This window comes from Billgrantia desiderata (assembly GCF_900108215.1).
Lineage (GTDB): Bacteria > Pseudomonadota > Gammaproteobacteria > Pseudomonadales > Halomonadaceae > Halomonas > Halomonas desiderata.
The window spans coordinates 1-14,751 of the sequence record NZ_FNVC01000040.1 but is presented as its reverse complement, the minus strand read 5'-3'; the positions used below and the strand labels follow the sequence as shown (position 1 = coordinate 14,751).

13 protein-coding genes are annotated in these 14,751 nt (G+C 65.6%); 3 read left to right on the top strand and 10 right to left on the bottom strand.

The features are described 5' to 3' along the window. From trkA to C4S71_RS21835, 6 genes are all read right to left on the bottom strand, one after another. Positions 1 to 1,093, bottom strand: a 1,093-nt coding sequence (trkA, locus tag C4S71_RS21860; protein WP_103970550.1) for a Trk system potassium transporter TrkA, incomplete at its 3' end; no start/stop codon positions are given. Between the two features lie 23 nt (positions 1,094 to 1,116). Continuing rightward, a complete protein-coding gene (locus C4S71_RS21855) occupies positions 1,117 to 1,830 on the bottom strand; it encodes a response regulator transcription factor (protein WP_086511168.1) in 714 nt (237 codons plus the stop codon). After that, entirely contained in the window at positions 1,820 to 3,823 is a 2,004-nt protein-coding gene (locus C4S71_RS22835) for an ATP-binding protein (RefSeq protein ID WP_103970549.1), read from the bottom strand. Before C4S71_RS22835 ends, C4S71_RS21855 begins: the two co-directional genes overlap by 11 nt. A gap of 9 nt (positions 3,824 to 3,832) precedes the next feature. After that, positions 3,833 to 5,335, bottom strand: coding sequence for a Trk system potassium transporter TrkI (gene trkI / locus C4S71_RS21845; protein WP_086511170.1), 1,503 nt, complete (start codon positions 5,333 to 5,335; stop codon positions 3,833 to 3,835). 85 nt (positions 5,336 to 5,420) lie between these two features. Then, entirely contained in the window at positions 5,421 to 5,861 is a 441-nt protein-coding gene (locus C4S71_RS21840; protein ID WP_086511171.1) for a YtoQ family protein, read from the bottom strand. A 279-nt stretch (positions 5,862 to 6,140) separates the two neighbouring features. After that, complete coding sequence (locus tag C4S71_RS21835) at positions 6,141 to 6,983, bottom strand: MOSC domain-containing protein (RefSeq protein WP_176342913.1); 843 nt, start codon at positions 6,981 to 6,983, stop codon at positions 6,141 to 6,143. A gap of 109 nt (positions 6,984 to 7,092) precedes the next feature. Between C4S71_RS21835 and C4S71_RS22545 the strand changes: the two genes are divergently transcribed. From C4S71_RS22545 to C4S71_RS21820, 3 genes are all read left to right on the top strand, one after another. Then, positions 7,093 to 7,365: a DUF5666 domain-containing protein gene (locus C4S71_RS22545; protein WP_086511173.1), complete on the top strand. Its 273-nt coding sequence runs from the start codon at positions 7,093 to 7,095 to the stop codon at positions 7,363 to 7,365. Positions 7,366 to 7,439: 74 nt separating this feature from the next. Continuing rightward, positions 7,440 to 7,820, top strand: coding sequence for a Rieske (2Fe-2S) protein (locus C4S71_RS21825; RefSeq protein WP_103970548.1), 381 nt, complete (start codon positions 7,440 to 7,442; stop codon positions 7,818 to 7,820). Positions 7,821 to 7,932: 112 nt separating this feature from the next. Beyond that, the gene (locus C4S71_RS21820; RefSeq protein WP_103970547.1) at positions 7,933 to 8,814 is read left to right on the top strand and encodes a DMT family transporter; all 882 of its coding nucleotides are present in this window, start codon (positions 7,933 to 7,935) and stop codon (positions 8,812 to 8,814) included. A gap of 75 nt (positions 8,815 to 8,889) precedes the next feature. On the opposite strand, the gene C4S71_RS21815 is transcribed toward C4S71_RS21820, so the two are convergent. From C4S71_RS21815 to C4S71_RS21800, 4 genes are all read right to left on the bottom strand, one after another. After that, complete coding sequence (locus tag C4S71_RS21815) at positions 8,890 to 9,663, bottom strand: enoyl-CoA hydratase-related protein (RefSeq protein WP_086511176.1); 774 nt, start codon at positions 9,661 to 9,663, stop codon at positions 8,890 to 8,892. 307 nt (positions 9,664 to 9,970) lie between these two features. After that, positions 9,971 to 10,819 carry a 3-hydroxybutyryl-CoA dehydrogenase gene (locus tag C4S71_RS21810; RefSeq protein WP_103970546.1) on the bottom strand — a complete coding sequence of 283 codons (849 nt, stop codon included), beginning with the start codon at positions 10,817 to 10,819 and terminating at the stop codon, positions 9,971 to 9,973. 14 nt (positions 10,820 to 10,833) lie between these two features. Next, positions 10,834 to 12,465, bottom strand: a complete 1,632-nt coding sequence (locus tag C4S71_RS21805; protein WP_103970545.1) for an acyl-CoA synthetase — start codon at positions 12,463 to 12,465, stop codon at positions 10,834 to 10,836. An 81-nt stretch (positions 12,466 to 12,546) separates the two neighbouring features. Further along, the gene (locus C4S71_RS21800; RefSeq protein ID WP_103970544.1) at positions 12,547 to 14,340 is read right to left on the bottom strand and encodes an acyl-CoA dehydrogenase; all 1,794 of its coding nucleotides are present in this window, start codon (positions 14,338 to 14,340) and stop codon (positions 12,547 to 12,549) included. Positions 14,341 to 14,751 lie beyond the last annotated feature (411 nt).

Below are 14,751 nucleotides of genomic sequence, written 5' to 3'. Positions count from 1 at the left end.
CGCCGCGGCGCACGTGGGTCAGCAGGCTGCCGATGGTGGCCTGCTGCGGCGAGATGGCGATGTCGATCTCACCGCCCTGCACCAGGTCGACGTAGGCGGCGTTGTTGATCAGCGTGAGGACCTTCTTGGCGCCCATGCGCTTGGCCAGCATCGACGACATGATGTTGACCTCGTCGTCATTGGTCAGCGCGCAGAAGATGTCGCACTCCTCGATGTTCTCCTCTTCCAGCAGGCGCTTGTTGGTGGCGCTGCCGTGCAGCACCACGGTGCGGTTGAGGCGTTCGGAGAGCACCGTGCAGCGCTCCAGGCCGTGCTCGATGATCTTGACCTGGTGGCTGTGCTCGAGGTGTTCGGCGAGGCGCTCGCCGATGTTGCCGCCGCCGGCGATCACCACTCGGCGGAAGTCGCGGTCGACCCGGCGCAGCTCGCTCATCACCGCGCGGATGTCGCGCCGGGCGGCGATGAAGAAGACCTCGTCGTCGGCCTCGATCACGGTGTCGCCACGCGGGATGATCGGTCGGTTGCGGCGGTAGATGGCCGCCACCCGGGTGTCGACGCTGGGCATGTGGCGGCGCAGGAAGCCGAGGTCCTGACCCACCAGCGGGCCGCCGTAGTAGGCCTTCACCGCCACCAGCTGCACCAGGCCGCCGGCGAACTCGAGCACCTGCAGCGCACCGGGGTGCTCGATCAGGCGGCGGATGTGGTCGGTGACCACCTGCTCGGGGCTGATCAAGACGTCGATGGGCACCGCCTCGTGGGCGAACAGCCCCTTGCGGGTGAGGTAGGCGGTGGCGCGCACCCGGGCGATCTTGGTGGGTGTGCGGAACAGGGTGTGGGCGACCTGGCAGGCGATCATGTTGACCTCGTCCTGGCTGGTCACCGCGATCAGCATGTCGGCGTCTTCGCAGCCGGCCTGGCGCAGCACCACGGGGTAGGAGCCGGGGCCCACCACGGTGCGGATGTCGAGCCGGGTGTGCAGCTCGCGCAGCCGTTCGCCGTCGGTGTCCACCACGGTGATGTCGTTCTCCTCGCGGGCCAGGTGTTCGGCCAGCGTGCCGCCGACCTGGCCGGCCCCCAGGATGATGATCTTCATCTCACAGCTCCTTGCGGCATGGCTCAAGACTCTTCCAGTGGCTCGACCAGCAGGCGGTAGCCGATGCCGGCTTCGGTTTGCAGCAACCGGGGCGCATGGGGGTCGTCACCCAGCTTGTGACGCAGCTTGCTGATGACGATGCGCAGATAGTGGGTGTCGTGTGTGTGAGTGGGGCCCCAGACGTGGCGCAGCAGTTGGGTCTGGCTCACCACCCGGCCGGCATGGCGTGCCAACTGGTCGAGCACGGCGTACTCCTTGGGGGTGAGGTGCACGGCGTTGCCTTCCAGCGTCACGCGGCGCGCCGCCAGATCGATCTCGAGCCCTGCGCGCCCCAGACGCAGCGTGCCGAAGCCGCTCCCCGCCACGTTCTGGCGCCTCAATAGCCCACGAATCCGTGCCAGCAGCTCCTGTATGCCAAACGGTTTGGTGACGTAGTCGTTGGCCCCCGAGTCGAGTGCACGCACCTTTTCCGCCTCCTGCTCCCGCACCGACACCACGATGACCGGGACCTGGCTGGTCCTGCGCAGCTCGTCGAGCACACGCTGCCCATCCATGTCCGGCAGCCCGAGATCCAGCAGCACCAGGTCGGGCCGCTGAGTGTCGGCCAGCTCGAGTCCTTCTCTCCCCGAGCCCGCCTCACTGACGTCGAAGCCCTGGGACAGCAGGCTGATACGCAGGAAGCGGCGGATCTGCGGCTCGTCATCGACGATGAGTATGTGCGAGCGTTCAGTCGTCATCGGCGGCCGCCTCCTCGGGGTTGGCCAGCGGCAGTCGCATGACGATGGCAGTGCCACGCCCATCGGGTCCGGGCAGCGCTTCGACGCTGCCGCCATGGGCACCCAGCATGCCACGGCAGATGGCCAAGCCCAGCCCGCTGCCGTGGCGCCCCCTGTCGCCCTCGCCGCCGGTGAAGAACATGTCGAAAACCGCCTCGCGCTGCGCCGGCGGGATGCCCGGTCCTTCGTCGGTGATGCGAATCTCCAGGCCGCGATGGGTGGCGTCGAGACCCGCCACGATTCCCACCTTCCCGCCCGGCGGCGAAAAACGCACGGCGTTGTCGATGACATTGACCAGCGCCTGCTCGATCAGCGCCGGGTGTACGTAGAGCAACGGCAGCCCAGCCGCCCCCTCGCGCTCCACTCTCACGCCTTCCAACGAGACACCGAGCCGTTTCAGCGCCGCGGTGATGAGGTCGTCGAGCGAGACCCAGTCCCGCTCGAGCTTGAGGCCGCCATGGCCGAGCCGTGTCATGTCGAGCAGATTCTGGATATAGCGGTTGAGGCGCTCACTTTCGGCCAGGATGCCATCGAGCAACTCATGCCGATCGGCGCGGCTGAGCTGTGGCTCCAGTTCTCTGAGAGAGCTTGCCGACCCGATGATCGAAGCGAGCGGCGTACGCAGGTCGTGGGATACCGATGAAAGCAGCGCCGAGCGCAGCCGCTCGTTCTCTTCCGAGAGCCGTGAAGTGCCCAGCTCTGCCACCAGCCGCGTACGCTCCAGGGCCATGCCGAGCTGACGGGTCAAGGTAACGATCATCGTCTCCTGATCGGGGCCCAGGGGACGGTCACGCACGGCGAGCTCCAGCCCCAGGACTCCCAGCACACGCTCCTGTTCGACGAGCGGAATGAAGCGCCAGCGCAGCCCCGACTGTGTCGCCGTGCCGGTACCGCTCGGCTTGCGATGCTGCCAGCTCCATGCGGCGGCGGCTTCCTCTGCGGGGCTCAGCCTGACGTTCGCCGGTAACGCACAGCGTAGTGACAGGCCGGCGCCTGCCTCATCCTCATCGAGGAACGCCACCGGCACTCCCAGCCAGCGCTCCAGCGTGGTGACGCCGGCGTCACGCACCTGCTCCCGGTCGGTGGCAACGGAGAGCGCGCGGGAGAAAGTGAGCAGCCGATGGGTCTGTTCACGGCTGCTGCGCAGCGCCATGAGACGCTGCCGTGCGCTGCCGGCGAGCTGGCCGACCACCACTGCCACCAGCAGGAAGAAGATGACGGTCAGCAGCTGCTCGCGCTCGACCATCGCCAGCGAGAAACGCGGCCGGGTGAACAGGAAATTGAAGGCGAGAAACCCCAGCACGGCGGAAATCATGGCGGCACGCGTACCCGCCAGGGCGGCGCTGGCAAGAACCGCGGCGAGGAAGATCAACGACAGGTTGGCCAGTTCCAGCCAGAACTCCAGTGCCCAGGCCATGGTCACGGCCACCAGGAAACAGCCAGCCACGACCCAAGCCTCGCGCCAACCCAGCGGCTGCCAGCGGCGCATGTGGTGAGCATGACGAAATCGAGGCCGCGGCCGGGCCTCGGCGACCACCACCAGGTCGTAGGCACCGCCATGATGCAGCAGGCGTTCCGCCAGCGGTCGACGCCAGAAGCGCCACCCCGAAGGACGTGTGCGCCCTACCATCAGCGTGGCGACACCCTGCTCCAGCGCATACTCATGCAGCTCCCGGGCCCGCCCTGCTCCCTGCAGGATGCGTACCTCACCTCCGAGTCTGCTCACCAGCGCCAGGGTCTGATCCAGCGCCAGCCGCTGTCTGGGGCCTGCACGGCCGTTGTCGACATGCACCGCCCGCCAGGCGACTCCCTCGCGCTGGGCATGGCGATGCGCCGCCCGTACCAGCGCGGCATCTTCCTCGCTGCGGCCGCCCAACGCGACCAGCAACTGCGGCCGCACCGGTTTGACCGGGTCGAGTGAGAGCGCTTCCTGTGGCGGTGGTGACGCTGACATCGCTCCTCCTCACTTGCGCCAGAACATCGGCGTCAGCAGTACCAGTACGGTGAGGATCTCCAGCCGTCCCAGCAGCATGCCGACGCACAGCAGCCATTTCGCCGCATCCGGCAGCGGTGCGAAATTGCCCGCCGGCCCGATGATGTCGCCAAGCCCAGGGCCTACGTTGGCCACCGCGGTAGCGGCTCCCGAAAGGGCCGTGGTGAAATCCAGCCCCATCAGCGCAAGCCCCAGGGCCAGGCCGGCGATGGTGAGGAAGAAGAAGAACGAGAACGCCACCACGCCACGGGTAATGTCGTCGGTGAGCGGCTGGCCGTTGTATCGCGAAGCGAAGACCCCCTGGGAGTGGACCAGAAAACGCAGCTGGTTGCGCAGCAGGATGGTGGCCACCTGAAAGCGGAAGATCTTCATGCCGCCGCTGGTGGAACCGCTGCAGCCGCCAATGAAAGTGAGATAGAAGAACGCCACGTAGGCCAGCGGCCCCCAGGCGCTGTAGTCGTCGGAGGCATAGCCGGTGGTGGTGACCACCGAGATGACGTTGAAGGTAACGTGAGTGAGCGCCTCGAACGGCGCCGTACCGTGCCAGATGCGCCACAGCGAGAGGCCCAGAATGACAAGCGCCAGCAGGAACAGCAGTCCCTGCACCTGCTGGTCACGCCACAGCGCCATGCTCGAGCCGCGCAGCGTACGGATGTAGAGCACGAAAGGCAGCGCACCGGTCAGCATGAACAGCGACGCCATCCACAGCAGATGGAGCTGCTCGGCGTAGGCACCGAACGAGGCATCGGAATTGGCGAAGCCGCCGGTGGCCAACGACGTCATGGCGTGCACCACTGCATCCAGCAGCGTCATGCCACCTGCCCAGTAGGCCAGCATCGCGATCAGGGTAAAGCCACAATAGATGCCCAGGGTGGCCTTGGCGATGCCACCCGTGCGCGGCATGACCTTGTCCGACCAGTCCGACGACTCGGTATGGAACAGGCGCATGCCGCCCACCTTGAGGAAGGGCAGGATGGCGATACCCATGACGATGATGCCGATACCGCCCAGCCACTGCATGATGCCCCGCCACAGCTTCAGCCCATCGGAAAGATTTTCGATGCCGACCAGGATGGTAGAGCCCGTGGTGGTAATGGCCGATACCGACTCGAACACGGCGTTGGTGAAGCTGAGCTGCGGCGCGCCCAGCACCAGCGGCAGGCTGGCAAAGCCGCTGACGCTGATCCAGCTGAAGGTGGTGACGACGAACATCTGCCAGGGCTTGAGCTCAATCCGCGTGCGAGCCGTGGACAGCCACACCAGCGCCACGGCCACCATCACCAACATGATCGAGAGGCCGAAGGCGCGGGCGTCGGGGTCACGCTCGACGACCAGCACCAGCCAAGGAACGGTCATGAAGACAGCCAGCACCGTCCACAGCACCGACATGACCTTGAGCACGGGCGACCAGCTACGCCAGTGGTACCTGAGCCTGACGCCGACCTCGTTTACACCGTATCCGGCGGTACGCATTCAGCCATCACCTCTGCATCGAGCATGACGGCATGAAAGCACAGCCCTACCTAAAAAAACCGTAAAAAATCGCCGCTGACCAGCCTCAGCCGCGCGTCACATAGCGCAGGATCTCGACTACCTGCTCGGTGGTGGTCGCCCAGGCCATGGCCGCGGCATCGACCTCCTTCAGCGGGTGGACGATCTCCTCGCCGTGAAGGGTCACGTACGGCTTGCCGAGTGCTGCGCAGTAGCCGGCATCGAAGGCCGCGTTCCACTGCTTGTACTTGTCGCCGAAGCGCACCACCACCAGGTCGCTCTGCTCGATCAGGGTCTTGGTACGAATGGCATTGACCTTGGCCGACTTGTGGTCGCGCCAGAAGGCGTCGCTTTCGCGTCCCAGGTGGTCGCCTGCGGCATCGCTGGCGTCATGGTCGGTGACAGGCGCGGTGAACACGATGTCCAGACCGGCAGCCTTTGCGCCGCGCTCGATCTCGTCACGCCAGTCGGTATGGATCTCGCCGGATAGGTAGACATGTAAGCTCATCGGGGCGCTCCTGAAGGAAATGGTGCTCCATCATAGCCAGCCGATATTTGTATACAAGTCTTGTGTACCCGTTAGAAATCTCCTTTTTGCCAAAGCATGCCGTAGCGGCGAGACGGATCCCTACACAAGTTGTAGGCAATCTCTTACAGAATGGAGAGGAAATGGATGACATTCGCAATGCGAAAAAGGCGCTACCTTGAACTTACTCACGCCGGTTCTTGCACAGCAGTCGTGAGTCCCTTGCTTATGCCCGCTCTCCGAGCGGGCTTCTTTTTGGTCTCACTGGCCGACCTGTAGCTCATCCCCGACCGAGACGCGCTCCCCCGCACCGCCGAGAAGCGTGGCGTTCTGACCGAAGTAGGCCCCCGGGCGCAGCGGCTGCGTCTTCATCTGAATCAGCGTTTGCAGCGGCTCTCCGGGTATGTCGATGGTGCCGCTGGCCTGATCGACGGTGGTGATCTTGCAGCGCTGACAGGGTTTGCGTAGCCCGAAACGATACCTGCCATCCTGGGCGGCCAGCTCGCGCCAACCATCCTCGGCGAAGTCGGGAGCCCCCTCGAGCACGATGTTCGGACGGAAACGGTTCATGGGCAGCGGTGCAAGCCCCTTCTGCGCCAGATTCCGGTTGAGAGCGTCGAGAGAGGCCTGCGAGGCAATGAGGAACGGATAGCCGTCGGCGAAGGCAGTATGGGCCTCCTCACCTTGCAGGTAGCGCGACTCGACCGGGCGCCGATGCTCCTCGTCGAAGCGCACCAGACGCAGGCTGCTACCGCGCAGATCGCCCAGCACCGCCGTCAGCCAGTCGCTGGCCTCGGCACCTTCGTCAAGGGCCTGACAGGCGTCGTCCCACACATAGGCGGTCAGCCTCGGCCGATCGCGGCTCGCCAGCTCGATGGCCAGCGGCTCCGCCTCGGGATGTTCCAGCACCAGCCAGTCGCTCTCGAGACGCACCGAGACTCGCGCCATGCCTGGCAGCTGCCGCTGGGTGACGAAGCGCCCCACCTGATCGACCACCATCCAGTGACGGTCATAGGCCAGGCCGCGCACTCCCAGCGTGGCTTGCTGCAGACTGATGCCGCCCAGCGACTTGACCGGATAAACGTTGAGTTTCGATATTTTCACTCTGCTTCCTCTGCCGAACACTTCGTAACTCGCTATAGCAATACGCCCCAATTAAGCTGATGACGCAAGTTGAACCGATGCAAGTCCCAGTGGACCAAGGAGAGGAACCATGCTGAAACGTCTTGCCTTGTTGGCTGCCGCCCTGCTGCTGACCTTCTCGACAACCGCTCATGCCAACGATCTCGAAGGCGAGATCGAGTCGCTGGATCGTGAAGCGCGCACCCTGACCGTTCAGGGCATTGTCTTTCACACCGATGACAATACCGATTACGACGACGGGCTGAGCAGCTTCGACGATCTCGAAGAGGGGCAAAGAGTCGAGATCGATTTCGAGTACGACGGCGAACGCCACCTCGCCAAGGAGATCGAGCTCGAGGACTGACCTCATCGTCCAGCGCTGACAGGCGGGCCGGCATTGGCGACAATGTCGGCCCGTTTGCATTTCAGGACACCGTCATGACCCAGGCCTGGCAACAGTATCGTAGCGCACCCGCGCTTGGCACGCGCCTCGTTCGACACGACGAGTTGGCGGTGGGCAGCACCCACAGCCTGACCCTGCAGGGCGAGAAGGGAAGCTTTCCACTGCTGCTGGTGCGCCTCGGCGACGCGCTGCTCAGCTATGTCAACGCCTGCCCGCATCAATACCTGCCGCTCGACCAGCGCGGCCCGCGCATTCTCAGTCAGGATGGCGAAGTGCTTCGCTGCACCAATCACGATGCCACCTTCGCCACCCGCACCGGTGAAGGCACCGGCGGACTCGGCGTCGGTTGTGCGCTCGACCCGGTGCCGGTAAGCGTCGACGCCGATGGCTGGGTCGTCGTCGGCGACGGCGCTTGACCAGCACGATCGCTGATACTTCACATCAGCATTATTGATAAAAAACAACCTATTCATAGGCTGGCGGCATGGTTTAGGCTTCTTACTCTCCCCTGCCTGCCAAGGACGTCGCATGTCGCCGGCCGATTCCCTACGTCTGATCTTGCTCTCCACGCTATGGGGCATGTCGTTCATCTTCATGCGCGTGGCCGTACCCGAATTCGGGCCGGTACCGCTCATCCTGGTGCGCATGGGTATCGGTGCGCTGCTGCTGCTTCCGCTGCTGCTCAGCCTGCGCTATCTCAAGCTGGTATGGGAGAACAAGGGCGGCCTGCTGCTGCTCGGGCTGGTGAACCACGTGCTGCCCTTCGTGCTGCTGGCACTGGCCACCATTCGCCTGGAAGCCGGCTTCACCTCATTGATCAACGCCACCACGCCGATCTTCACCGCCCTGCTCGGTGCGCTGTTCTTCACCACGCCCATCCAGCGCCAGCAGTACCTGGGCCTGACACTGGCCTTCTTCGGCGTCTACGTGCTGTCGGCCAACCGGCTGGACTTCAGCCTCGGCGGCGACGGCTGGTTCATCCTCGCCGCGGTGGGCGCCACCTTCTGCTACGGCGTGGCGACCAACTACTCCAAGAGCTACCTGTCGCACCTGCCGGTACGCGTTCTCGCCGCCGGCAGCACCGCCATGTCGGCGCTGATCCTGCTGATCCCGGGCCTGTGGCTGTGGCCCAGCGAGCCGATCAGCGGCCTGGCCTGGAGCAATGCCCTGGGCCTGGCCGTGTTCAGCACCACCCTGGCCTTCCTGCTCTACTTCGGGCTGATCTCCAGCGCCGGCGCCACCGCCACCTCGACGGTTACCTTCCTGGTGCCGGTAAGCGCCCTGCTATGGGGCTACCTGCTGCTGGACGAACGCCTCAGCCTGCAGGTGCTGGTGGGCATGGCCATCACCCTGGCGGGCACCGCCATTGCCACCGGCATGATTCGCTGGCGACGCCGCGAGCTGGCCTGAACCGACACGGCCTAAACGAAAGAGAGCGGCAGCGTCGTTACGCTGCCGCTCTCTCGTTACCGCACCGCTGATGAATCAGAAGTTGGGCTTGCGCTTCTCGACGAAGGCGCTCATGCCCTCCTTCTGCTCGCTGCCGGCAAAGCCCAGCGCGAAGAGGCTGGTCTCCAGCGCCAGTGCGCTGTCGAGATCCTGGTCCATGCCGTCGTGCACCGCCTGCTTGGCACTGCGCACCGCCAGCGGGCCGTTGCCGGCGAGCTGCTTGGTCAGCTCCTCGGCGTAGGCCTCGAGCTCGGCCTGGGGCATCACGCGGTTGACCAGGCCGATACGCAGGGCCTCCTGGGCGTCGATCTTGCGCCCGGTGGTGACCAGATCCAGTGCCATGGCCGGTCCTACCCGACGCGGCAGGCGCTGGGTGCCGCCGAAGCCGGGAATCACCCCGAGCAGCACCTCGGGCTGGCCGAAGATGGCGTTGTCGCTGGCTACGGCCCAGTCGCAGGCCAGCGCCAGTTCGCAGCCGCCGCCAAGACAAAAGCCGTTCACCAGGGCGACCACCGGCACCGGCAACGTTTCCAGTCGCTTGATGGTACGCAGGGCCTGGCTGGCGAAGGCGCGTGCCTCCTCCGGGGTCTTGGTGCGCATTTCGGTGATGTCGGCACCGGCCACGAAGGCCTTCTCACCCGCGCCGGTGATCAGCAGAGCGCGCAGGTCGCTGCGCTTCTCCAGCTCGGTGAGCAGCGCTTCCAGCTCGGTGAGCACGGCGCTGTTGAGGGCATTCAGCGCCTTGGGACGGTTGATGGTCAGGCGCACGACGCCGGCGTTGTCGACCATCTCGATCAGCTTCTCGCTCATGGGGGCTCCTTGCTTGTAGTCAGAACGATACCGACAAACCCTAGCGAACGCTTGGTTGGTCGGCAATCCCCTTTTTCGTCGAAGCGACTGCAGCATCTATCAGCATCAGGGGCGCCGGGGGCGGGCACTCGAGGAGGTTATTTGCCATGGGTGAGGAGCATTGCTCCGAACGGGCTGGCCATGGATGGCCAGCCCTGGTCCTGCAAGCGGAGCAGGACGCGAGAGCGAAGCAGGGCAAATATAGCGCCCAGGGAAGGGTTCACAGCGCCTCCTCGTGGGCCCGTCGCCGGAACAGCCCGGCTTGAGGTCAGCTATATATATGGAAGCCGCGTCCTGATTTCCGCCCCAGATAGCCGGCTGCCACCATGCGCCTGAGCAGCGGACAGGGGCGATACTTCGGGTCGCCGAAGCCCTCCTGCAGTACCTCCATGATCGCCAGGCAGACGTCCAGGCCGATCAGGTCGGCCAGCGCCAGCGGCCCCATGGGGTGGGCGGCGCCAAGCTGCATCGACTGATCGATGTCCTCGGCGCTGGCGGCGCCCTCCTGCAACAGGAAGGCGGCCTCGTTGATCATCGGGATCAACAGGCGATTGACGGCGAACCCGGGCGAGTCGGCGATGGCCACCGGCGTCTTGCCGAGCTGCCGGGTCAGTTCCTCGATGCGCGCCGCGGTGGCATCAGAGGTCTGCTCGGCGCGGATCACCTCGACCAGCTTGAGCACCGGCACCGGATTGAAGAAGTGCATGCCCACCACCCGCTCGGGGCGCTCGCACACCGCAGCGAGCCGGGTCAGCGACAGCGACGAGGTGTTCGAGGCCAGAATGGCATCGTGGCTCAGCCGGCTCAGGTCGCGAAACAGCTTCTCCTTCAGCGCCGGCTGCTCGGGCGCGGCCTCGATGATCACCTCGCAGCCGCGCAGGGCCTCGAGCGACGTGGTCGTCTCCAGGCGTGCCATGGCCTCGGCCTTGTCGGCCTCGCTGAGCTTCTCCTTGGCCACCAGCTTGCCAAGGCCCTTGTCGATGACGGCCTGGGCACGGCCCAGTTGCTCGTCGGCAACGTCGTAGAGTCGTGTGGCAAAGCCGCTTGCCACCAGTACCTGCGCGATGCCCTGCCCCATGGTGCCGGCGCCGACCACACCGATTGTCTGCTGTGTCATTGTCTTGCTCCCGTTCACTGCCTGCGCGCTTCTTCGCGCAGGACGAATTTCTGGATCTTGCCGGTGGAGGTCTTGGGCAGCTCGGTGAAGATCACCGTCTTGGGCACCTTGAAGCGCGCCAGATGCTGGCGACAGTGCTCGATGATGTCGGCTTCGGTGACCTCGCCATAGCCCACCTTGAGCTTGACGAAGGCACAGGGCGTCTCGCCCCACTTCTCGTCGGGCTTGGCCACCACCGCGGCCTCCTCCACGGCGGGATGGGAGTAGATGGCATCCTCCACCTCGATGGTGGAGATGTTCTCGCCGCCGGAGATGATGATGTCCTTGGAGCGATCCTTGATCTCGATGTAGCCGTCAGGGTGCCATACGGCGAGATCGCCGGTGTGGTACCAGCCGCCCTCCAGCGCCTGCTCGGTGGCGGCCTCGTTCTTGAGATAGCCCTTCATCACGTTGTTGCCGCGCATCAGGATCTCGCCGATGGTCTCGCCGTCCTTGGGCACCGGCTCCAGGGTGTTGGGGTCGGCGACGCAGAGCGCTTCCAGCATGTGGTAGCGCACGCCCTGACGCGCCTTGATCCTGGCTCGCTCCTCCAGCGGCAGCTCGTCCCACGCCTCGCGCCAGGCGCACACGGTGACCGGCCCGTAGACCTCGGTGAGACCGTACACATGGGTCACTTCGATACCGAGCTTCTCGACGCCGGCGATCACCGAGGCAGGCGGCGCGGCGCCGGCGGTGGTGACCTTCACCGGGTGGTCGAAAGCACGCTTCTGCTCCGCCGGCAGGTTGACCAGGCCGTTGAGTACGATCGGCGCACCGCTGAAGTGGGTGACCTTCTCGTCGACGATCAGGTCCATGATCTTCTTCGGATCGACCCTGCGCAGGCAAACGCTGACGCCGGCATTGGCGGCGATGGTCCAGGGAAAGCACCAGCCGTTGCAGTGGAACATCGGCAGGGTCCAGAGATAAACCGGGTGATGCGGCATGGCCCACTCGAGGATGTTGCTTACCGCGTTGAGATAGGCGCCGCGATGATGGTAGACCACCCCCTTGGGCTTGCCGGTGGTGCCCGAGGTGTAGTTGAGCGAGATCGCCTGCCACTCGTCCTCCGGGAGCTGGTAGGCGTACTCCGGGTCGCCCTCGGCCAGCAGCGCCTCGTACTCCAGCTCACCGATGCGACGCGCCTCGCCCTCGAACAGGGCGTCGTCCACGTCGATCACCAGCGGCTTGATCGCCAGCCGCGAGACGGCGTCTTCGATCACCCCGGCGAACTCCGGATCGACCAGCACCGCCTGGGCCTCGCCGTGCTCGAGCATGTAGGCGATGGCTTCGGCGTCGAGACGGATATTCAGCGTATTGAGCACGCAGCCGGCCAGCGGCACGCCGAAGTGCGCCTCGAACATCGCCGGCACGTTGGGCAGCATGGCGGCCACCGTCTCGCCGGGCTTGATGCCGCGCTTCTCCAGCGCCGAGGCGAGCCGCCGGCAGCGCGCCCAAGTCTCGCGCCAGCTGCGGCGGATGTCGCCGTGGATCACCGCCGGGTAGTCGGGGTAGATGGAAGCGCTACGCTCGATGAAGGTCAGCGGCGATAGCGCCACATGGTTGGCCTGCGTCTTGGGCAGGTCCTGTTCGAAGATGCTGTCGTTCATGGTGGGCTCCGAGTGGGTATCGTTCTTATAGGTACTGTCCAGATCACCGGCCGCCGATGTGGCGGCCGGTGGAGTAACGGCTCAGGAAAGCGTGACCTGATAGTCGGCCAGACTCTGCATGCCGGCCTCGATCACGCTGCGGTTGGCACGACCGACCGGCAACCACTGGCGCAGGGCGAAATCCGCCGCGGCCAGCTTGGCGCGATAGAAAGGTTCGCTGTTGCCACCCTCCTGGGCGGCACGCGCCTTGAGTGCGGCCCGCCCCATCTGCCAGGCGCACAGCACATGGCCGGCCAGGCTGAGGAACGGCGTGGCGTAGGCCTGCACGGCGTCGGCGCCGTGCTGCGGGTCGCGGCTCGCTTCGAGCACCAGCGCCATGGCGGCACGTAGATCGGCGGCGCCGGCGGCCAGACTCTCGCCCAGGGCGGCCAGCTCAGCGCTCGCGCGCAGCTCGCCGGCCGTGGCTTCGACCTCATCGATCAGTTCGGCGAGCGCCGCGCCGCTGTCACGGGAGAGCTTGCGCCCGGCCAGGTCGAGCGCCTGGATGCCGTTGGTGCCCTCGTAGATCGGTGCGATGCGGGCATCGCGCAGCAACTGGGCGGCGCCGGTCTCCTCGATGAAGCCCATGCCACCGTGCACCTGCACGCCGAGCGAGGCGATCTCCACCGCCTGATCGGTGGAGAACGCCTTGACCACCGGGATCAGCACGTCGACCCGGGCCTGGGCCGCGTCGCGCTCGGCGGCGTCTGCCGCGTGGCGCGCCACGTCCAACTGGGCGGCGCAGTAGAGCGCCAGCGCCCGCAGCGCATCGGTGCGAGCGCGCATGGAGAGCAGCATACGGCGCACGTCGAGATGCTCGCTGATGGTGGCCTCGGCACCCCGCGCCCTGCCCTGTACGCGATCCAGCGCATAGGCGAAGGCATGCTGGCAGGCACGCTCGGCCACACCGATGCCCTGGATGCCGACCTTGTGACGTGCCTCGTTCATCATGGTGAACATGTGGTTCAGGCCACGCCCCTCCTCACCCACCAGGTAGCCGATGGCGCCGTCGTTCTCGCCGAAGCTCAAGGTGCAGGTGGGCGAGCCGTGGATGCCCAGCTTGTGCTCGATGGAGGCGCAGGTGACGTCGTTGCGCTCGCCCAGCGAGCCATCGGATTTGACCAGATATTTGGGAACCAGAAACAGCGAGATGCCCTTGTTGCCCTCGGGGGCGTCGGGCTTGCGCGCCAGCACCAGGTGGATGATGTTCTCGCTGGCGTCATGCTCGCCCCAGGTAATGAAGATCTTCTGGCCGAACAAGCGGTAGTGGTCACCCTCTTCATTAGGGCATGGCACTGCCCGCGTGCGCACCTTGGAGAGATCGGAGCCGGCCTGGGGCTCGGTGAGGTTCATGGTGCCGGTCCAGCTGCCCTCGACCAGCTTGGGCAGGTAGGTCGCCTTGAGCGCGTCGCTGCCGTGGTGGGCCAGCGCCTCGATGGCGCCGGCGGTGAGCATCGGGCACAGCCCCAGCGCCATGTTGGCGCCGTGGAGCATCTCCTGCACGCTGCTCGCCACCACCTCGGGAAGGCCCTGGCCGCCCAGCGCCTGGGACACCCCGATGCCGTTCCAGCCGCCTTCCGCATAAGCCTGGTAGGCCTCGGCGAAGCCGTCCGGCAGAGTCACGCCACCGTCCTCACGCCGTACGCAACCCTGGCGATCGCCGCTGGCATTGAGCGGTGCCCACACTTCACCGGCGAGCCTGGCCGCCTCCTCCAGTACCGCTTCGACCAGGTCGGGGCTGGCTTCCTCGAAGCCGGGCAGGTCGAGGGAGCGGTATTCGAGCAATTCCTCGAGCACGAAGCGAAGGTCACGAACGGGGGCGACGAAGGGAAACATGGAGACACCTCAGGAAAAATGATAACGACGATAGTAGATATACTACTTTTCGTTGGCCATTATCACTAGGTCGCAGCCTGGTGACCAGCGCCCGCTCTCGGCACGATCGGGTAGGGGCCGGGGTCACCCCCGGCGCCCTCCCACACCACCGTACGTACGGTTCCGTATACGGCGGTTCATGAAGAACGGTTAAGCCCTCTTACCGTATCCAGTACCGAGATCAGGCCCAGCCCGTCGAACCGCTTCCGCGGCAGGGCCTGATTCATGTGCGAGGCACCCGCATTCCACCAGGCTCCTCGCCCATTCCCCGCTGATTTCCAGGCACGGTATGCGTCCAGGCCTAGCGCCAGAAGCTTCCGGCGCCGGGTCGTCGGGCGCTTCCACTGCCGCCAGATCACACAGCGTAATCGG